The sequence below is a fragment of the Flavobacterium sp. UW10123 genome (assembly GCF_040538975.1).
In the GTDB taxonomy this organism is placed as follows: domain Bacteria; phylum Bacteroidota; class Bacteroidia; order Flavobacteriales; family Flavobacteriaceae; genus Flavobacterium.
Genome location: NZ_JBEWQE010000008.1, coordinates 82,274 through 101,984, shown reverse-complemented (window position 1 = coordinate 101,984; position 19,711 = coordinate 82,274). Strand labels below are relative to the sequence as shown.

The 19,711-nt window shown below is 33.7% G+C and carries 22 protein-coding genes; 6 read left to right on the top strand and 16 right to left on the bottom strand.

Going from position 1 to position 19,711, the window contains the following annotated elements:
- Positions 1-55 precede the first annotated feature (55 nt).
- From ABXT06_RS10800 to ABXT06_RS10790, 3 genes are read left to right on the top strand one after another with little or no spacing between them, the layout of a single operon-like run.
- Positions 56-895, top strand: a complete 840-nt coding sequence (locus tag ABXT06_RS10800) for an endonuclease/exonuclease/phosphatase family protein (protein ID WP_354590772.1) — start codon at positions 56-58, stop codon at positions 893-895.
- A gap of 2 nt (positions 896-897) precedes the next feature.
- Complete coding sequence (locus ABXT06_RS10795) at positions 898-2,322, top strand: glycoside hydrolase family 30 protein (RefSeq protein WP_354590771.1); 1,425 nt, start codon at positions 898-900, stop codon at positions 2,320-2,322.
- 11 nt (positions 2,323-2,333) lie between these two features.
- Positions 2,334-4,562: a glycoside hydrolase family 3 N-terminal domain-containing protein gene (locus ABXT06_RS10790; RefSeq protein ID WP_354590770.1), complete on the top strand. Its 2,229-nt coding sequence runs from the start codon at positions 2,334-2,336 to the stop codon at positions 4,560-4,562.
- A gap of 44 nt (positions 4,563-4,606) precedes the next feature.
- On the opposite strand, the gene ABXT06_RS10785 is transcribed toward ABXT06_RS10790, so the two are convergent.
- Together ABXT06_RS10785 and ABXT06_RS10780 are read right to left on the bottom strand one after the other, a co-directional pair.
- On the bottom strand, positions 4,607-6,628 hold the full coding sequence (locus ABXT06_RS10785) for a hypothetical protein (RefSeq protein WP_354590769.1): 2,022 nt from the start codon (positions 6,626-6,628) through the stop codon (positions 4,607-4,609).
- A 149-nt stretch (positions 6,629-6,777) separates the two neighbouring features.
- Positions 6,778-7,035, bottom strand: coding sequence for a hypothetical protein (locus tag ABXT06_RS10780; RefSeq protein ID WP_129748489.1), 258 nt, complete (start codon positions 7,033-7,035; stop codon positions 6,778-6,780).
- Positions 7,036-7,316: 281 nt separating this feature from the next.
- Here ABXT06_RS10780 and ABXT06_RS10775 point away from each other — a divergent pair, with 281 nt between their 5' ends.
- Positions 7,317-8,072 (top strand): NUDIX hydrolase, encoded by a 756-nt coding sequence (locus tag ABXT06_RS10775; protein ID WP_354590768.1) that lies wholly within the window; start codon positions 7,317-7,319, stop codon positions 8,070-8,072.
- A gap of 18 nt (positions 8,073-8,090) precedes the next feature.
- On the opposite strand, the gene ABXT06_RS10770 is transcribed toward ABXT06_RS10775, so the two are convergent.
- Positions 8,091-8,156, bottom strand: a complete 66-nt coding sequence (locus tag ABXT06_RS10770) for a hypothetical protein (protein ID WP_354590867.1) — start codon at positions 8,154-8,156, stop codon at positions 8,091-8,093.
- Between ABXT06_RS10770 and ABXT06_RS10765 the strand changes: the two genes are divergently transcribed.
- Positions 8,134-8,454: an MmcQ/YjbR family DNA-binding protein gene (locus tag ABXT06_RS10765; protein WP_308853978.1), complete on the top strand. Its 321-nt coding sequence runs from the start codon at positions 8,134-8,136 to the stop codon at positions 8,452-8,454. The genes ABXT06_RS10770 and ABXT06_RS10765 overlap by 23 nt on opposite strands.
- Positions 8,455-8,459: 5 nt before the next feature.
- On the opposite strand, the gene ABXT06_RS10760 is transcribed toward ABXT06_RS10765, so the two are convergent.
- The 10 genes from ABXT06_RS10760 to ahcY form a co-directional block, all read right to left on the bottom strand.
- Complete coding sequence (locus ABXT06_RS10760) at positions 8,460-9,068, bottom strand: alpha-ketoglutarate-dependent dioxygenase AlkB family protein (protein WP_354590767.1); 609 nt, start codon at positions 9,066-9,068, stop codon at positions 8,460-8,462.
- Positions 9,044-9,292, bottom strand: a complete 249-nt coding sequence (locus ABXT06_RS10755) for an Ada metal-binding domain-containing protein (protein WP_354590766.1) — start codon at positions 9,290-9,292, stop codon at positions 9,044-9,046. Before ABXT06_RS10755 ends, ABXT06_RS10760 begins: the two co-directional genes overlap by 25 nt.
- 134 nt (positions 9,293-9,426) lie before the next feature.
- Positions 9,427-10,131, bottom strand: a complete 705-nt coding sequence (locus ABXT06_RS10750; protein WP_354590765.1) for a 2OG-Fe(II) oxygenase — start codon at positions 10,129-10,131, stop codon at positions 9,427-9,429.
- Positions 10,128-10,883: an SDR family oxidoreductase gene (locus tag ABXT06_RS10745; RefSeq protein ID WP_354590764.1), complete on the bottom strand. Its 756-nt coding sequence runs from the start codon at positions 10,881-10,883 to the stop codon at positions 10,128-10,130. Before ABXT06_RS10745 ends, ABXT06_RS10750 begins: the two co-directional genes overlap by 4 nt.
- A 162-nt stretch (positions 10,884-11,045) precedes the next feature.
- Positions 11,046-11,888: a bifunctional helix-turn-helix domain-containing protein/methylated-DNA--[protein]-cysteine S-methyltransferase gene (locus ABXT06_RS10740; RefSeq protein ID WP_354590763.1), complete on the bottom strand. Its 843-nt coding sequence runs from the start codon at positions 11,886-11,888 to the stop codon at positions 11,046-11,048.
- 135 nt (positions 11,889-12,023) lie between these two features.
- Complete coding sequence (locus tag ABXT06_RS10735) at positions 12,024-12,485, bottom strand: GNAT family N-acetyltransferase (RefSeq protein ID WP_354590762.1); 462 nt, start codon at positions 12,483-12,485, stop codon at positions 12,024-12,026.
- Positions 12,486-12,551: 66 nt separating this feature from the next.
- Complete coding sequence (locus ABXT06_RS10730; protein ID WP_354590761.1) at positions 12,552-12,884, bottom strand: DMT family transporter; 333 nt, start codon at positions 12,882-12,884, stop codon at positions 12,552-12,554.
- 52 nt (positions 12,885-12,936) lie between these two features.
- Positions 12,937-13,221, bottom strand: coding sequence for a hypothetical protein (locus ABXT06_RS10725; protein ID WP_354590760.1), 285 nt, complete (start codon positions 13,219-13,221; stop codon positions 12,937-12,939).
- A gap of 252 nt (positions 13,222-13,473) precedes the next feature.
- Positions 13,474-15,792, bottom strand: a complete 2,319-nt coding sequence (locus ABXT06_RS10720) for a patatin-like phospholipase family protein (protein WP_354590759.1) — start codon at positions 15,790-15,792, stop codon at positions 13,474-13,476.
- A 197-nt stretch (positions 15,793-15,989) separates the two neighbouring features.
- Positions 15,990-17,306, bottom strand: a complete 1,317-nt coding sequence (ahcY, locus tag ABXT06_RS10715; RefSeq protein ID WP_111426181.1) for an adenosylhomocysteinase — start codon at positions 17,304-17,306, stop codon at positions 15,990-15,992.
- Positions 17,307-17,622: 316 nt separating this feature from the next.
- On the opposite strand from ahcY, the gene ABXT06_RS10710 reads away from it, so the two are divergent.
- The gene (locus tag ABXT06_RS10710) at positions 17,623-18,273 is read left to right on the top strand and encodes a 4'-phosphopantetheinyl transferase family protein (protein ID WP_354590758.1); all 651 of its coding nucleotides are present in this window, start codon (positions 17,623-17,625) and stop codon (positions 18,271-18,273) included.
- 27 nt (positions 18,274-18,300) lie between these two features.
- Here ABXT06_RS10710 and ABXT06_RS10705 read toward each other — a convergent pair whose 3' ends face one another.
- The 3 genes from ABXT06_RS10705 to ABXT06_RS10695 form a co-directional block, all read right to left on the bottom strand.
- On the bottom strand, positions 18,301-18,699 hold the full coding sequence (locus ABXT06_RS10705) for a group III truncated hemoglobin (protein WP_354590757.1): 399 nt from the start codon (positions 18,697-18,699) through the stop codon (positions 18,301-18,303).
- Complete coding sequence (locus tag ABXT06_RS10700) at positions 18,696-18,983, bottom strand: hypothetical protein (RefSeq protein WP_354590756.1); 288 nt, start codon at positions 18,981-18,983, stop codon at positions 18,696-18,698. Before ABXT06_RS10700 ends, ABXT06_RS10705 begins: the two co-directional genes overlap by 4 nt.
- Positions 18,984-19,065: 82 nt before the next feature.
- Positions 19,066-19,662 carry a Crp/Fnr family transcriptional regulator gene (locus ABXT06_RS10695; RefSeq protein ID WP_354590755.1) on the bottom strand — a complete coding sequence of 199 codons (597 nt, stop codon included), beginning with the start codon at positions 19,660-19,662 and terminating at the stop codon, positions 19,066-19,068.
- Positions 19,663-19,711 lie beyond the last annotated feature (49 nt).

Genomic DNA, 19,711 nt, shown 5'->3' with positions numbered 1-19,711 from the left:
TTTTTTTCTTTAAAGTCACGTAAACACTAGCTTTACAAGATTAAAATTTTTTAACATGAAAAAGATAAACAAACTTGTTTTTGCAGTAATGCTGCTTTTAACCGTGAACTCATTTTATGGTCAGAATTTAAAAATTATGACTTATAATATCCGTTTGGATGTTGCTTCAGATGGAGAAAATGCTTGGCCAAAACGAAAGGATTATTTCACATCTCAAATCGGTTTTTACAGTCCAGAAATTTTTGGAGTTCAGGAAGCAACACCAAATCAAGTTTTAGATATTGCATCGGCTTTGCCAAATTATAACAGATTCGGACTAGGAAGAGAAGAAGGCGGATTGGGAGAAGCTTGTACGATTTACTATAAAAAAGATCGTTTTAAAGTCGAACAATCTAGCACTTTCTGGTTGTCTGAAACTCCAAATGTGGTTTCAAGAGGTTGGGACGCAGCTTGCAATAGAGTTTGTACTTATGGGCTTTTTAAAGATTTAAAAACTAAAAAGCTGTTTTGGGTTTTCAATTTGCATTTGGATCATATGGGGGAAGAAGCAAGAGTAAAAGGTGTTCAGCTTGTTCTTTCTAAAATGAAAGAACTTAACACTAAAAATTACCCAGCTTTTTTAATGGGTGATTTCAATTCTGAACCAAATACAACACAAATTGGAGAAATCAAAAAAGTGATGGATGATACTAAAGATGTTTCAAAAGAAAAGCCTTTCGGACCTTCTGGGACTTTCAATGATTTCAAACACAATGAACCTGTAACATTATTATTAGACTACATTTTTATTTCAAAAAATAGTGGTTTAACTGTTCAAAAACACGCAGTGCTAAGTGATTCTAAAGATTTAAAATATCCGTCGGATCATTTGCCTGTCTTAATAGAAATAGATTAAAAATGAAAAACATCAACAAAAAACTTCAAATCCTGGTTTTGCTGCCGCTTATTGCAATTCAGTTAAACTGTGGATCTTCAAAAAATGCAACAGCTAATTCTGGAAAAGTAGAATCATGGATTACTACAACAGATGAAACTTCAAAACTTAAAAAACAAACTGATTTAGTTTTTAGTTCAGAGACAAATTCAAATCAGACTATTGAAGTAAATCCAGCAGAGAAATTTCAAACCATTGAAGGTTTTGGATTCTCATTAACAGGAGGAAGCGCTCAAGCTATCAAAAAATTGGATAAGGCAAAAAGAGAAGCGTTACTTCAGGAATTATTTTCAAGAAAAGACAATGCAATTGGTCTAAGTTATTTAAGAATAAGTATTGGAGCATCAGATTTGAATGAAAAAGTTTTTTCGTATGATGATATGCCAGAAGGACAAACCGATATGAATTTGGAACATTTTAATCTTGGGCCAGATTTAGACGATGTAATTCCGGTTTTAAAAGAAATATTAGCCATAAATCCTAAAATTAAAATAATGGGTTCTCCGTGGTCGCCTCCAGTTTGGATGAAAGACAACGGAAGTTCTAAAGGCGGAAGCTTACAATCAAAATATTACGGAGTTTACGCTCAGTATTTTGTAAAGTACATTCAAGCAATGAAATCTCACGGAATTGTTATTGATGCCATTACGCCTCAAAATGAACCGTTGCACCCGGGAAACAACCCGAGTTTGTTAATGTTGGCAGAACAGCAGGCAGATTTTATCGGAAATCATTTAGGTCCCGCTTTCGCGAAAGCAGGAATCAAAACCAAAATTATTGTTTACGATCACAACTGTAACAAACCAGAATATCCTTTGACAATTTTGAGAGATTCAAAAGCAAATCCGTTTGTAACAGGATCAGCTTTTCACTTATACGAAGGAGATATTAGCGCTTTAACGACTGTTCATAACGAATTTCCAAATAAAGATTTGTATTTTACCGAACAATATACAGGTTCAGGAACTAATTTTGAAACTGACTTGAAATGGAGCGTAAAGAATGTAGTAATTGGTTCTATGAGAAACTGGAGTAAAAATGCTCTTTCATGGGGATTGGCAAATGATGAATTCTACAAACCTTTCACGCCAGGAGGATGTTCAACTTGTAAAGGTGCTTTGATGATCGATCAGAATCAGAACATCAAAAGAGAAGTAGGATATTATATCATCGGACATGCTTCTAAATTTGTTCCGGAGGGTTCAATAAGAATAGGAAGTAATATTGCAGGAAGTTTATATAATGTAGCGTTCAAAACTCCATCAGGGCAAACTGTTTTAATTGTAGAAAATGACGGAGCTTCGGCTGAAACATTTAATATTAAATACAACCAAAAACAAACTACAACCACACTAAACGCAGGTGCAGTAGCAACTTTCGTTTGGTAAAAACTTAAACTATGAAAAAAGTAACCACAATTACGCTGTTTATGCTTTCGCTTTTTGCGTCGGCGCAACAGCAGACAATAGATCAGAAAGTCAACGATCTATTGAAAAAAATGACGATTGAGGAAAAAGTCGGTCAGTTGAACCAATATACTGGCGACAATCAGGCAACAGGTCCAATTACAATTAATCCGAACAAACAGGCTGAGATAAAAGCAGGTTTAATTGGTTCGATGCTGAATGTTATCGGAACAAAATATACCAGAGGATACCAAGAATTGGCTATGCAGTCAAGACTTAAAATTCCGTTGTTATTTGGTCAAGACGTTATTCACGGATACAAAACTACTTTTCCGCTTCCATTAGCAGAAGCAGCGAGCTGGGATTTAGCGGCTATTGAATTGGGCGCACGTGTTGCTGCGACAGAAGCAGCAGCAAGCGGAATTCACTGGACATTTGCACCAATGGTAGATATTGGTCGTGATCCGCGTTGGGGACGTGTAATGGAAGGTGCAGGAGAAGATACTTATTTAGGTTCTAAAATTGCTTACGCAAGAGTAAAAGGTTTTCAAGGAAATAAATTGGGAGATTTAAACTCAGTTATGGCCTGCGTTAAACACTTTGCAGCTTATGGTGCAGGTGTTGGAGGAAGAGATTACAACTCTGTAGATATGAGCGAAAGAATGCTTTTAGAAACGTATTTGCCTCCTTTTAAAGCCGCTTTAGATGCAGGTGCAGCAACGTTCATGAATTCGTTCAATGATATTAACGGAATTCCTGCAACAGGAAATGCGCATTTGCAAAGAGATATCTTAAAAGGAAAATGGAACTTTCAAGGTTTCGTAGTTTCAGATTGGGGATCAATTGGAGAAATGGTGGCTCACGGTTACTCAAAAGATCTTAAAGAAGCAGCTTATTCTGCGATTACTGCAGGAAGCGATATGGATATGGAAAGTAATGCATACCGCAAGAATTTGGCAGAGTTAGTAAAAGAAGGCAGAGTTTCTATAGATTTGGTTGATGATGCTGTAAGACGTATTCTTCGCAAGAAATTTGAATTAGGTTTATTTGATGATCCTTATAAATATTCAGATCCAAAGAGAGAAGAAAAAGCTTTAGGAAATCCGGAGCATAGAAAAGCAGCTCTTGAAATGGCTGAAAAAAGTATTGTTTTATTGAAGAACGAAAATCAGACTTTACCAATTTCAAAAAGCACCAAAACAATTGCTTTTATCGGACCAATGGTAAAAGAATACAAAGCCAATATGGGATTTTGGGCTGTAGAATTGCCAGAGGTAAATTATGATAAATGGGTGGTTTCACAATGGGACGGTTTGCAAAATAAAGTAGGCAAAAACACCAAGTTATTGTATGCAAAAGGATGTGAAGTTACGGGCGATAATAAAGATGGTTTTGCAGAAGCTGTTGCAACTGCGAAACAAGCAGATGTTGTTGTTTTAAGTGTTGGCGAAAGACACGATATGAGCGGTGAGGCAAAAAGCCGAAGTGATATTCATTTGCCGGGAGTTCAAGAAGATTTGATAAAAGCAGTTATGGCTACAGGAAAACCAGTTGTAGTTTTAATTAATGCAGGAAGACCTCTTGTTTTCAATTGGACAGCAGACAACGTTCCTGCAATTTTGTACACATGGTGGTTAGGAACTGAAGCAGGAAATGCAATTGCAAATGTTTTATTTGGAGATTACAATCCGTCTGGAAAATTGCCAATGACTTTCCCGAGAGAAGTAGGACAAGTGCCAATTTATTACAATCACTTCAGTACAGGAAGGCCAGCCAAGGACGAAAATGCAACAAATTATGTTTCAGCTTACATCGATTTGAAAAACTCTCCAAAGTTTCCTTTTGGATACGGTTTGAGCTATACAACATTTGATTATTCTGGATTGAAATTATCTTCAACGAAAATAAAAAGCAATGAAACAATCAAAGTTTCTTTTGAATTGAAAAATACTGGAAAAGTTGCTGGAGAAGAAGTAGTGCAATTATACTTGAAAGATAAATTTGGATCTGTTGTAAGACCTGTTTTAGAATTGAAAGATTTCCAGAAAGTAAAACTAAATGCAGGAGAATCTAAAACAATCGAATTTACAATTGATAAAGAAAAACTTTCTTTCTACAACAATAAGTTAGAATGGGTTGCTGAACCAGGAGATTTTGCAGTAATGATCGGAACTTCATCAGCAGATATTAAATTAAAATCTGATTTTGAATTAGTAAACTAAATAAAAAACGGGGCTTCTTTTGAGCCCCGTTTTTTTTATCACAATTATTTAAGTCGTTTCTTAAAACTGTATTTCAGCATATTCAATAAACCTTCTTCAATAATATCAATTCCAATTCCGAAATTACTGTCGGCAACTTCATGATGCGCATTTCTAAAATCTTCAAAATCTTCACTCGGAATTTCTAGATTAATCAACGGTTTAAAATCGACAACAATAGAAGCACCATTTTTAGTTACTTTTTTACGGCTTGTATAATCAAAATACGGATTAGCAATAGTGCTTTCTTGAACAGTATATTTTTCCTGAGTATCTATTTTCTGATCTGTCGTTAAATTGATTTCGTATTTCTCATTATCAAAATTATGCCAGAAACAAAGATCACTATGTATAAAATCACGTGCTGAATTCTTAACCACATTTCGATCAAAATACATTAAAAAACGATTCTTTTCAGGATCTGTAAAATAAGGGTTTTCGATCGAAGTGTTATATTGAATTGTAAACTCGTTTAGCTTTTTATCATCACTTACAATTTCAATCGAGGCATCTTTAAAAATGGTTCTGATATCGGTTCCGTTTCGATCACTAGAATAATTTAAAGCATAGAACAAGAAATTATTCCAGCTGTCAATTATTTCTCTTTTGTTAGTGTTTTTGAAATATTTACGCATATAATTGGCACGATTTCCTTTGTAAGTTGTAACCAATTTTAGTGTTCCTGTATTGTTTTGAGCACTTAAATCTACTTTCTCATTTATGCCATAATAAGAAAATTTATGAGGTTCTTTAATCTGCAATTCCTGATTCGGTTTAACTTCAAGATAATGCATAAAATAGATATAGCCACGATTTTCAACTAATCCAAATTCATCTCTAGAAGTTGCATCAACAAAATAAGTTTCGCCTTTGTAATTAATTTTTACAATAACGTGATTAAAAGTCAATAAAGATGGAAGGTAATATTTGATATAATGATCTGAGTTAAAGTTTACCAATACGACAGAAGAATCAACATTGATATAATCTAAAACAACTTTTAATAAAACCGATTTTGCTTTACAGTCCCCCTGTTTATTTTCATAAGTTACCGATGGTTCTTGTGGTTTGTGGCCGTTCATTTCATCAGCATTAAAAATATAGTAGATGTGACTCTGAACATAGTCAATAGCAAACTGTAACTTTTCGTCTTGGTTTGCTATAGCATCCAGTTTTTCAACAAGGTTTGGAGCAAATTCTTTTAGAGAAGCTTTATTGTATATTTCTTCATAAAGCGGAGAAATATAATTAGACAAATCGATCCAATTACGATCTGTCGCAAAATCAATAAAAGATGCAATTTCTCTATTAACGTCAAACGAGTTAATGTAATTTTCTTTTTCGATTACAAAACGCTCTCCTTTTTTTAGGTAATTGATTTCTGGTTCTATAACATTTCCTTCTTCATCTCTGAAAAATGTTTTTTTGTAAGCAATTGTTTCTTTTCTATCATTGATAAATGAAAACTTATATGTTCCGTAAGCCCAATAAGAACTTGGCGTTACATACACATATTTAAGAAACTCTTTTCGCATAAAATCGCGATCAGTAAAAATCTTTGTGCGTGAATCTTCGGTAATTAAAACGTCATATAAACGTAAATCTTTGATGGTAATATTTACTTTTTTATTACTGCTCAAAATACCGCCTTCGCTTTGATTTTCGCTATCCAAAACTTTAATTTTAGTATCTGCGATTTTATCAATTAAAACACCATCTCTCAAAACACTGATTCTGTGTATAACATAAGTCTCGTTTTCTTCTACAACAACATCTCGTACTGAAGCGCTTTCTAGATTTGATGGTTCGTTAAGTGTATAGGCAACACAGGCATATTCGCTGTTTTCAGTATCACTTGTGTAATAAACTTTATCTAAGAAATAGCAGAAATCACGTCCTTCGTCAACTTGTTTGTTAGAGAAATCGGATTCTTTTATATAGTTAATAAGTTGATCGTCGTTAATTGTAGGCGCCCAGCTTTCTGGTTTTTGAATTTTGTAGCTTTCTGATTCAATGATGTTTTCCATGTACTTTTTCTATAGGGGTATATTCTTACTTTTAAAACAGCTAAAATAATTAATAAATGACCATTTTCTTTCATTTTATTGTGAAATTTATAATAAAAAAAGCCTCACTAAAAGTGAGGCCACATTATAAATTATAAACAGGGACAAAGTTATTTTATAACAGTATTTACAAAATCCATGGCGCCAATTCCTTTATAAGAAGCATACAAAGCCTTATCAAAAGCTTCTTGTTTTGCTTTTTTGTTTTTTGCATCAGTTTCAACAATCATCTCGTTGAAAATTCTTTCCTGCTCTTCACTGTATTTTAATGAAGCCTCTAAGAGATAAGTCTTAGAAACAAAACCAAAAGAATTTAGAATTTTGCTTCTAATCTTTTGATTAAAATTTTTTAAAGGATTGGCATTCATAACTTTCTACATTTAATTTCTACACTCACTTTGAAGATAAATGGTAGCTTTGTATTATTTTCTTTGTTTTTCGATTTCAATTTTAACAATTAAAACCGTTAATGTGTTATTATGACGCAATGTACTTATTTATTTTAAATTTGATTTTAAATTTTCGTTAAAATTGTAGTTTAAACACTTCTGTTTTGATTGAAAATCATCTCTTTGGAAAAAATACATCAGTTTTCTAAAAATGAAGTAAATTGCAGAGTTATTAAAAGAAGAATTTATAAAGATTTTTGATGTTAAAAGACATTATAGATAATAACGAAAATTACCAGCCAGGACTTTCTATAGATTGTGTCATTTTTGGTTTTCATGATAATCAGTTAAAAGTTTTATTGATTAAAGTAGAACGAGCCAATAAATGGTCTTTACCGGGCGGGTTTATTCCTGTTGATCAGGATATAGATACTGCTGCAATAACGGTATTGAATAGCAGAACTGGTGTTGACGGTGTTTTTTTAAGACAATTTGCAACCTTTGGAAAAGTAGATCGTAACAAACAACATTTTGACAAAAAAATACTTGAATACCTGAAAATTGAAGAAGCAAAAGGAAAATGGCTCTTGCGCCGTTTTGTTACAATTGGATATTATGCTTTGGTCGATTTTTCTAAAATTCTTCCAAATCCAGCAAATAGACATGAAATTGTAGAATGGATTGATCATAAAGAAGTTCCAGAACTTATTTTGGATCATAGAGAAATTTTGGATAAAGCTCTGGATACTTTAAGAATTGAACTGAATTTAATGCCAATTGGTTATAATTTATTGCCAGAGAAATTTACAATTCCAGAATTGCAGAAATTATACGAAACAATTTTGGACAAAAAGTTGGACCGCCGAAATTTTTTAAGAAAAATAACCAATATCGGAATCCTCAATAAGCTTGATGAGAAGAAAAGCAATGTAGCGCACAAAGCTCCAAACTTGTATTCATTTGATAAAGAAAAATACGATGAGGTTCTTAAAAATGGACTAAATCAAGGCTGGTAAATTTTACATAACGAAGACCTAACAGGTTTTAAAACCTGTTAGGTCTGATAAAAAAGTCGATATGGTTTCAATTGAAGAATTCAGAAAATTAGCAATGTCATTTCCAGATGCAACCGAAGAACCTCATTTTGAGAAAACTTCTTTCCGAATCAAAAAGAAGATTTTTGCCACTTTTGACGAAAAAAATAATCACGCTGTTTTAAAATTAAACGAAATTGATCAATCGGTTTTTTGTGCGTCGAGCGAAAAGATTTTCTATGAAGTTCCAAATAAATGGGGAAAACAAGGCTGGACAATTGTCGAGCTTTCAAGAGTAAGACCCGAAATGTTTGAAGATGCGTTGATACGGTCTTACGAAACTGTAGCTTCACAAAAGAAATAAAATTGCTATCTCACAATTGTTCTAAAAGTCAAATTAACCCTCGCTTTTTGTGTAGTTTTTGTTGGAGGTAATCGATGAAGCCAATGTGTTTGCGTTTCGTCTTTCATGACCAATAAACTTCCATGCTCTAAAATCATAGAAACGGTTTCTTTAGATTCTTTATGTTTAAAAGCAAATTTGCGTTCTGCGCCAAAACTTACAGACCCAATTGCACCATTTTTCTTTAAATCTTTTTCAGCATCGCTGTGCCAAGCCATTCCTTCTTCGCCAGAATGATACAAATTCAGCAAACAGGAATTGAAAGTTTCTCCTGTTTTTTCTTCAATAATTTTTTTTAGTTCCAAAAGTTCAGGTGTCCAAGGCAAAGCTTTTTTGGTTGTATTCGAATATGTGTATTCAAATTCCTGATCGCCATACCAAGCTACTTTTCGTTTGGTTAAAATTAATTTTCCAAAGATGATGGCCTCGTCATTTTTCCATTCAATTGTATTTAATAAAATATCACGATAGAAATCGGCTTCTGTTCTCGAGAATAATTTTCCGTAATAATTCACCGTTCCATCTTTCGGAAGAAGATTGGTTGTTTCGTCTATTTGCGGATTAAATAAGTCCATTTTTGATATTCCAATTTCATACAATGGCCGCAAGGCCTAAAACCGTTTTGTTTGGCTTCGTTTTCAGAGGAAAAGAAGACACGGTTTTCTCGTTTCATTCTTTTTCCTGAGGAACATTTAAATGTTCCGTAGATTTTTAATTTTTGGTTGCCACCGAAACAAATTTCGCCTTTTTTAATTTTATTCCGAAGAACTAGATCGGTTATTTTACTATGCTCAATCATAATTTATATTGTTTTAGATTAATTTCTCGCAAAGTCGCAGAATCGCAAAGTTTAAGACTTATTAACCTTAAAAATTTAAGTCTGCTAAGTCTTAAAAATATTTCTTTGCGACTTCGCGACTTTGCGAGCAAAAATTAAGAAAGGGCATCATGAAAAATAATTCCCAGCGTATATCTTTCACCAGAATGCACTTCGCTTACGCCATGTTTCATATTCACGCGATAGTAACCTTTTGTGCCTTTTACAGGTCTGAAATTGGTAGTGAAAGCCAGAATATCTCCTTTTTTAGGTTTTAAAACAATAGCTTTAGATTGCGCTCTAGGAGTTTGTTGCGTCAGCACAAATTCACCGCCAGTAAAATCCTCATCGGGTTCAGACAAGAAAAGCACAATTTGAATGGGGAAATAAACATCTCCATACAAATCCTGATGTAATGTATTAAAACCGCTTTTTCCGTACTTTAAAATCAAAACTGTAGCTTTCAATTGATTGTTGTCGTGACATTGTTTTAATAATTCTTGATGTTGACTTGGAAAAACAGTATTGATGTTCAAGGCTTTCATCCAAGTATTTGCGATTGGAGCCAATTTGGGATAAATGGAAGAACGAAGATTCTGAATTAAATCTGGAAGCGGATAATTGAAATATTTATATTCTCCTAAACCAAATCGGTAGCGTTCCATTACAACCGTTTTTCGATATAAATTGGGATTTGGATAATTGGCTTTTAAAGATTCACATTCTTCATTGCTCAGAACATTTTGAAGAACAGCAAATCCATTTTCGTGCATTAATTCGGTTATATTTTCCCAATCTAAAGATTCTATATTTGTTTTCATGATTTTGTTTTTGATAAACCACCGTCAACTCTTATTTCAATTCCGTGAATATAAGAAGCATCATCTGAAGCCAGAAAAAGTGCTGTTTTGGCAATTTCAGATGGTTCTCCAAAACGTTTGAACGGAAGGGTAGGTGTAACAGCATCAATTGTATTTTGGATGTTTTCTGGGCTCATACCCGTATTATTGAAAATATTTGTGGCAATGTAACCTGGACTGATTCCGTTTACACGTATCTTTTTTGAAGTGCATTCAGCAGCAAAAGTTTTAATGAAAGACTGAACGGCAGCCTTTGCCGCTGTATAAATGGACATATTAGGCTGACCGATATCGGTTAAAAAAGTAGTATTTAAGATAATCGAACTTCCTTCTGGCATTAACGGTAAAACTTGCTGTACCGTAAAAAAAGTTCCTTTAACAATCATATTAAAAACCTCATCGAACTCTTCTATCGTAACGTTTTCAATAGAATTGAATTTCCCATATCCAGCATTTACAAATAGGATATCTATGGTATCAGTATATTTTTTTATCTGATTTTGAAGTTCGAAAATGTCTGATAATTGCCCTGCGTTTGATACAATTCCAATTGCGTTTTTTCCTAACTCTTCAACGGCTTTATTTACTGTTTTTTCACTGCGTCCCGTTATAATTACTTTTGCTCCATTATTGATAAATTCCTGAGCAGTTGCAAAACCCATCCCGTTGGTTCCGCCTGTAATAAAAGCAGTTTTGTTTTTTAGTTTTTCCATTTCGTATGATTTTAGAATGCAAAGTTTCTAAAATTGGAAAGGGTAAAAAATCCGAAACTTGCGGTTTTGGAGCTTTGGGATTTTTCGCCACGAATTCACGAATTATTTTTAAAATCTATGTGCATAGAATTAGTTTAATTCGTGAATTTGTGGCTAAAAAAATTAAAGATTTATCTGCGCACCTTCCCAGCCAATTATTGCTGTTTTTCTGGTCTTCCCCCACATATAACCACCAAAGGTTCCAGAAGACTGAATCACGCGATGGCACGGAATTAAAAATGCAACGGGATTGCTGCCAATTGCAGTTCCTACAGCGCGAGAAGCATTTGGTTTTTGAATTTGATGCGCAATTGAACCATAAGTAGAGAGCTGTCCCATTGGGATTTTCAATAAGGCTTCCCAAACTTTCAGTTGGAAATCGGTTCCTTTTAGATGCAGTTTTATTTCTGATAATTTACTCCAATCATTTTGGAAAATAAATAAAGCATTTTGCTGTGCTAAATCTAGTTTTTGGATAAAAGAGGCATTCGGAAATTTATCTTTCAATGCAATAAGTCCTGTTATTTCATCTTCGGCGAAAGCCATAAAACAAACGCCTTTTTGGGTCGATGCAACAATAATATTTCCAAACGGACTTTCTGCATAACTGTAATTGATGGATAGATTTTTTCCGCCGTTTTTATATTCGGCTGGTGTCATTCCTTCGATATTTACAAATAAGTCATGAAGTCGGCTTGTGCCTGAAAGTCCAGTTTCGTATGCAGTTTCAGAAACAGAGGCTTGGTTTTCTTTGAGCAATTTTTTGGCGTGCTCGATGCTTGTATATTGTAAAAACTTCTTCGGACTTGTTCCTGCCCATTCGCTAAAAAGTCTCTGAAAGTGAAATGGACTCATATGCACTTTTTCAGCCACTTCATCCAGATTAGGCTGATCCTTAAAATTAGCTTTGATATAATCTATAGCTTCGGCAATGCGATTATAATTGATGGTTTCCTGTGTGTTCATTTTCTTTCCATTTTATAATACAAAGATCGATTGGTTTTGGCAGGTATGAAATCTGAAACTTGCTTTATTTTTTTGTTTCAGGTTTCAAGTCTCACGTTCCAACTTAACTTGAAACCTGAAACTTGAAACAAAATTTTACAATTCTTTTTCCATTTTATAGTTAATCAATTCAACGCCCAAACGAATATTTCTTTGTTCAGCTTTTACAGCAAATCCTTTTTTCTCAAAGAATGGTTTTGCAGTGATGCTTACGTCTGAAGTTATTATTTTTGAATGTTGACTTTTGGCTTCTATTTCTAATTCTGTTAAAAGTTTATCGGCAATTCCCTGTCGTTGAAAGTCTTTGTGAATGTAGAAGAAATCAATATAGTTTCCATCTTTTAAAGTTCCAAATCCAGAAATCTTATTTTCAATAACAGCTAGTAATACAAATTGATTTTTGATTACTTCAACCCAGCGCTCCATATTTTCTGCTCCTGAAGTCCAAACTTCAATCTGAGCAGCATTATAATCATCTTTGCAGACTGATCGAATGGTTTGGACAAATAATTCCTGCATTTCGGGAAGGTCTGAGATTGTAGCTTTTTTGAAAATCATATAAGTGTTTGATTTTTAGAAAAATGTCGATCTTGATAGTATCATTTGATAGTATCATTATCTTGTTTAATGAGCTGTAGTTTTAGAAAAAACATTAATCACAACTACGCCAATTATAATTAAAGCTAAGCCAATAATGGCTGGCAAATCTGGAATTTCTTTGAAGAAAATAGCTCCAATTGTTGTAATTAAAACAATCCCAACTCCCGACCAAATGGCATAAGCAAAACCTACAGGAATGGTTCTGATTGCGAAGCTCAAACAATAAAACGCGCCACAATATCCAATAATGGTAATGATACTTGGAATGAGTTTGGTAAATTCTTCAGACTTTTTTAATGCTGAGGTAGCAATGATTTCGAATAGTATAGCGATAAATAAAAATAAAAAATTCTTCATGATTGTCGTTTTTTACAAAGTTAAGCTTTGTTTAAAACGTAAAGGAATTTATTTATCGAATATGAATTTCAGTCTCATTATTTTTTACTTCATCAAAACAATCGATGCATAGCATTTGAAAATCGGCTTTGGCTTGAAAAACCTCAGTCCATTCTTCGCCATTATCAAGAAGCCATTGTTCGCATGCTCCACACCAAGCAATTTGTGGAAGATCTTCTTCGGCTTCTGAATAGTAAAAACCTACTTTTTCTTTAGAGTCTGTTGCCATTGCAATATGAATACAGCCAAAAGTCATTTCTTTTGTGCCATGGGTTTCGCATAAAACTTTTTCAATCATATTTTTTGATGTTATGTAGCTTCAAAATTAAACTTTAAATTTTAGAGTCGTAAATAATATTGTATTATTTAAGGTTCTTGGTTTAAGTGTGCGTGAGGGATAGGAGCTGTCCGCCGCGGCGGAGCGGATAGCCCGACATAATTTAAGAAAAGGCCTAATACGCGCAAAGCATATCAGGCCTTTTCTTAAATTATGGCACGCCCAGATTATTTTAGATTTCTGAATTGAGATTTTAGATTTAATTGTTTTCTCTCACGGATTGAGTGATAGTCCTACGCTGAAAAATAATCTTACTTTGTCAATATTATTGATCCAAGAAGTATCAAAATGAATTGGGCCTAAAATGGATTGATAGGAAATCGCTGCGCCTCCTGATATTACAAGACTGGTTTCTAAGTTATCATCCCAATTTCCTTTTGGATTGAAGGCATGTTTTATATAATCGTTAAAATTATCAAAACCTACAGAAGCAAGATTGAAATGAGGAGTAAGATAAATTTTCCCGATCAAGTTTATTTGAGATCCAAGTTTGAGCCCCATATATTGCGTTACATTCAGTTCATCTTCATGAAGCCCTGCAAATGAGAAGCGATTACTGCCAGAACTTGGAATAATGCCACCTATAAAATATTTTGCAGCATAACCAAGTCCTGAAAACGGAAGATCGTCATTTTTCTCTTTATCCTGAAAAATAAAATAAGAGTCGAATCCTATAATTCCTGTAATTTTCTTTTTTATGGGTAATCTCTTCTCATAAGTTAAACCCAATTTGGTGTAGCCATTTGTTGAGCCAGAAATACGCTTAAAGTCTGGATCGTAAAGTGAGGCATCAAGATCGGTAAGAAGTGATCGCGCTATGTTTGATTTTATAATAGTTCCGTCGGTAGCAAAGAAAACTTTATCCATGTCATTATAAGAATAATGCAAGTTGAACTCGATATTGTTAAAGCTGTAGTTGTTGATGCTTAAATAATTGGGGTTGTATTCACGGTCATATTTAGGTTTTAGATTCGTGTAACTATAGTTTAGTCCAAAACCGACATAACTTTTTAGAGAATTTAAATTTCTGTTTATCTCATTGTTGATTTCAACAGTGTTGTAAAGTATATTATCTGATGCTTTACCATTGATATAAATTTCTTGGCGAAGTAAAGCTCCATAGGCCTCAGACATCCACCACCATTCTCGGTGTTGTCCAAAATTTTTCTGATAATTGATTCTGGCTTTTGGCTGTTCGGCAATATCTACCGTTAGGAGAAGGCGTGATGCATCGGCAAGAACATTTCTTCCTGTATAGTTAAAAATTATACCTACACCTCTGTAAGTGTCATAATGCACGGATGTATTTAGCTGGTTTTTGGCACGTTCAAATCCGAATAAGGTAATGCCTAATTTATCTTCGTCTTTGATGAAATAACTGTAGGTGATCTCGTCAAAAAGATTGGTTCCCATTGCTCTGTTAATACCCGCTATTAAATCTTTGGTGGTATATTTTACATGAGTTTTAAGATTGGCTCTTCCGACAACCAACGGCATATTTTCCGGACTTATTTTTTTATAAACTATAGTGTCTAGAACAAACTCATTTGGCATATCGGGCAATTTGTGAGTTCGTTGCTGAAATCCTTTTAACTTTTCTGATAGGGCAACTAAAGCGGGAAGATTTTGATCTGTGGCAATTTTACCGTCCTTGTAGATTTCGTTGCTATTGGCAAAATCGGCAGTAGAAAAACGGAGATTAGGTAAGTGATCGACCAATATTGTACATAAATCACGATTTGCAGGATTTTTGATGTTACTCGGAAACATACTGGTCTGCATTAATATGGTCATAAGATTGTTAAGCTTATCGACAGGTTCCATTCCGCCCCCGACATCACTTCCAATAATAATATCGGCACCCATTTGTTTGGCAACATCAGTAGGGAAATTATTTAGGACTCCGCCGTCTACCAAAACTGTTTTCCCGTAAGGCATGGGCTTGAAGATGGCTGGCAGCGACATGCTGGCACGCATGGCGTAAGATAAACTCCCTTTGCTTAAAATAACTTCTTTTCCTTCGACCAAATCTGTGGCCATCGCCCTGAAAGGAATCGGAAGACTATCAAAATCTTTGACATTGTATACAGGAAAGGTTAATTCAGAAAGGTATTCTCTTAAGTTTTGGTCATTTAACAGAGATCCAATACTGTTAAGTTTTCCGTCTTTAACGCCTATTCCGACTAAATATCTTTGAAATTCTCTTTTTTCTTCTGCGCTTACAGCTCGTAATGATTGGCCGCCGCCTAAGAGTTTATCCCAATAAATATCTTTAGTGATTTTTTCTATACTGTCACCAGAATATCCCATTGCATATAAGCCACCTATAATACTTCCCATACTGTTTCCAACAATAAGGTCTGGAACAATGTGAAGAGAATCTAGTTTTTGTAAAAGAGGGATATGCGCAATTCCTTTTGCACCACCACCACTTAAGACCAATACAACTTTAGGCTTTTTTTCCTGAGAAAAAATAATCAGCGGAAGGCTTAATAAAAACAAGAATACGAATAAATAAGATGTTTTTTTCAAGATTACAGTGTTTATGTAGTTGAGAAATAGTAACTTATTTTAATTATTAAAATTAAGAGATATTCTTTAAAAAGCATATTTTTTATAGAAATCTTTTTTGTCTGCTAAAAACAAAACCCGACAAGTTTTAAAAACTGTCGGGTTTGAAATATGTAATTAAAGAAATCTAAAATCAGAAATCTTCAATCTAAAATCAATTAGTATCTGTAGTATTCTGGTTTGAATGGACCTTGAACTTCAACACCAATGTAAGCAGCTTGATCTTCACGTAAAGTTTCTAATTCAACACCTAATTTAGCTAAGTGTAAAGCAGCAACTTTTTCATCTAAATGTTTTGGTAACATGTAAACTTCATTTTTGTAAGCTGCACTGTTTTTCCATAATTCGATTTGAGCTAAAGTCTGGTTTGTAAATGAGTTACTCATTACAAAACTTGGGTGACCTGTAGCACAACCAAGGTTTACTAAACGACCTTCAGCTAAGATAATGATATCTTTTCCAGCGATAGTATATTTGTCAACCTGAGGTTTGATTTCGATTTTAGAAGCACCGTGGTTTTTGTTTAACCAAGCCATGTCGATTTCGTTATCAAAGTGTCCGATGTTGCAAACAACAGTTTTGTCTTTCATTTTTTCGAAATGACTACCAACTACGATATCTTTATTTCCTGTAGTTGTAATGATGATATCAGCATTAGCAATTACAGTATCTAATTTTTTAACTTCGTAACCGTCCATTGCAGCTTGTAAAGCACAAATTGGATCGATTTCAGTAACTGTTACAATAGAACCAGCACCTCTAAAAGAAGCAGCAGTTCCTTTTCCTACGTCACCATATCCACAAACGATTACTCTTTTTCCAGCTAACATTAAGTCAGTTGCACGACGAATAGCATCTACTGCAGATTCTTTACATCCGTATTTGTTATCAAATTTAGATTTAGTAACAGAGTCGTTAATGTTGATAGCAGGCATTGGTAAAGTTCCAGCTTTTACTCTTTCGTAAAGTCTGTGAACACCAGTTGTAGTTTCTTCAGAAAGACCTTTAATTCCAGGAACTAATTCTGGGTAACGGTCAATAACCATATTTGTTAAATCTCCACCATCATCCAAAATCATGTTCAATGGTTTTCTGTCTTCACCAAAGAATAAAGTCTGCTCAATACACCAGTCAAATTCTTCTTCATTTAAACCTTTCCAAGCGTACACAGAAATTCCAGCAGCAGCAATTGCAGCAGCAGCCTGATCCTGAGTAGAGAAAATGTTACAAGAAGACCAAGTAACTTCTGCACCAAGAGCAATTAAAGTTTCGATCAAAACAGCAGTTTGAATCGTCATGTGTAAACATCCAGCAATACGAGCACCTTTTAATGGTTGTTCGTCTTTGTATTCAGCGCGAAGTGCCATTAAACCTGGCATTTCAGCTTCAGCTAGTTCAATTTCTTTTCTTCCCCAAGCCGCTAGAGAAATGTCTTTTACTTTATAAGCCACATAAGGCGTAGTTGTAGTACTCATTTATATTATATTTGTATAATTGTAAAATTTTTGCAAATTTACGGAATACCTTTTTATTTTTACTAATTTCTGTCAGATTTGTGAAATCTTTAATTTCTTAATCTCTAGAATGTTACTCTGAAAATTGTTTTTAACCATATAAGTGATGTAAGTTCTTTTAAAAAAGATTCGGAAACTATTACCTTTGTTGCGAATTGCTTATATTTACTAATGCATTCTTTAAGCCAACAGCTATATTTTCTTTAATGCTTATATGGTTTAAAATTTACCACCAATAATTTATAATTAACCATTTACAATTCATAATTAAAAAGAAATGCCTTTATTTCAAACCATACAATTCAACGAAACTACTAAAATCTTAATTTGGGAAATAACCGAATCATTTGATGAATTGTACAGTCGTGTTACCTTAAAAGAAAAAACACAGCGAAGACTGGACGGAATGAAATCTCAGATGCATCAGCGTGCTTTTTTAAGTGTGCGAATGCTAATTCAGGAAATGGGTTTTACTGATAAAGATTTGCATTATGACGAATTCGGGAAACCGTATTTCGATTGTGATAATCATATCTCAATTACACATTCGTACCATTTTGCGGCAATCATTATAAGCAAAGAAAAGGTTGGAATTGATATGGAATTGCAACGAGAGAAAATTCAAAAAATCGCTGATAAATTTACAGATTATGAATGCGAGTATTTAGAACCGAAATCTACAAAAGAATACATAAAAAAACTTACCGTTATCTGGGGTGCTAAAGAGGCGATCTTTAAAATAAGAAATGAAAAAGGTATAAGTTTTAAAGATCATATAAATGTGAGCAACTTTTCTTTAGAAGAAACCCAAACGAAGGCAAGTCTTCATTTTGATAATTTAATTAAGGATTTTGATGTACATTATCAGGAAATCAAATCAGATAATTTTGAAGGAACTTTTACTTTAGTTTATGCTTTTGAGAAATAGATTTTAGTCTCAGTCTAAGTTTTCAGTTTAAACTTCACTTTCTTTTTGTCTATGCTGAAACATACTCATGTACAGAAAAGTACTCATTTTACGTGCACGTCTTTTTAGTGTTTCAGCGTTTTCTCCTTCAAAATGTTCGTCAATAGTCTGGAACCAATGATTGAGCCAGATTCCGAATTCGTTTGCTGTAATTTTTTCATCAAAATGAGCATCAACTTCATTATGTACCGCATGAGGATTTCCTTTGTATTTGCGAACACCAAAAAGGTTGGTTTCCCAAAAATCAGTCAGTTTTTCTAGATGCGCATCCCAATCAGAAATCATTTCATTAAAATAAAAGCCGATTTCTTTGTCGGCTCTTATTTTAGCATAAAATTGATGCACTAAAAAAGATACATCATCTCTATTTTCTATTTGTTTTTTCATAGGATAAAACTATTCAAGAGTATAAAAAATACACTTAAAGTTGCGCTTAACATAATAAGATTGAAAACTACTTTGTGTTTCATTTGTGCTAAGATAGATGTATTTGCGAAAACGCAAGCTAAAACAATAATTCCAAGCTGAATCATTTGCGGAATAGAAGTTCCGTTGGCTAAAACATACATAGCTGCAGCGCCTCCTAAACAGCTTTGTCCAATTACTGCCATTGCAGCAGAGCCCATATAGTTTCTATTGAAAATGTCGAATGTTGTTTGATATAGTGTCATGATATTCAGTTTTTTATATCAACAAAATTACAGCTACAATGGTACTGCATTTTATGATTAAAATCATAAAACGAGAATTTTTTTATCTGTATACTTTTCGGTTAATAATCTTTAATTCGCCTTTTTTTTCTAATGCTTTTATCGCTCTAATGACGGTTTCAACCCGTAAACCAGTTAAATCTCCGATCTGCTGTCTGGTAAAATTAATGAGATAACCACTTTTGTCTTTTTGAAAATTGAAGTAAGCAATTCCGTGGTCTATTAATTTTAAAACGCGATGTTCAGGTTCATGCGTAGATATTTCAGCGGCCATAACCGATTTGTAGTACAAGCGTTGCGCTAGATTTTCGATTGCTTTAATACTGACTTTTGGATTTTCTTCTAAAAGCTTCATAAAGTTTTCTTTTGGAAGAATAAAAAGCTCGGTATTTTCAACAGCAATTGCATTTGCTGGATATTTTTGATTTAAAAACAATGGAGGTTCTCCAAAAGATTGTCCGTTATAAAAAATGCCTTGAATAAATTCACGTCCATCATCATTATAATTACTCATTTTTACTTCGCCAGAAATAATCTGGTAATAGTTGGATGGCAAATTTCCTTCTTCTAAAATTACATCATTTTTATCAAATGATTTTTTTATAACTCCGTACTTTTCTAGTAATTCAACTGTAATCATAATGTGTTATTTACGTTATCAAAAGACGTTCAACAAATATAATTTATTC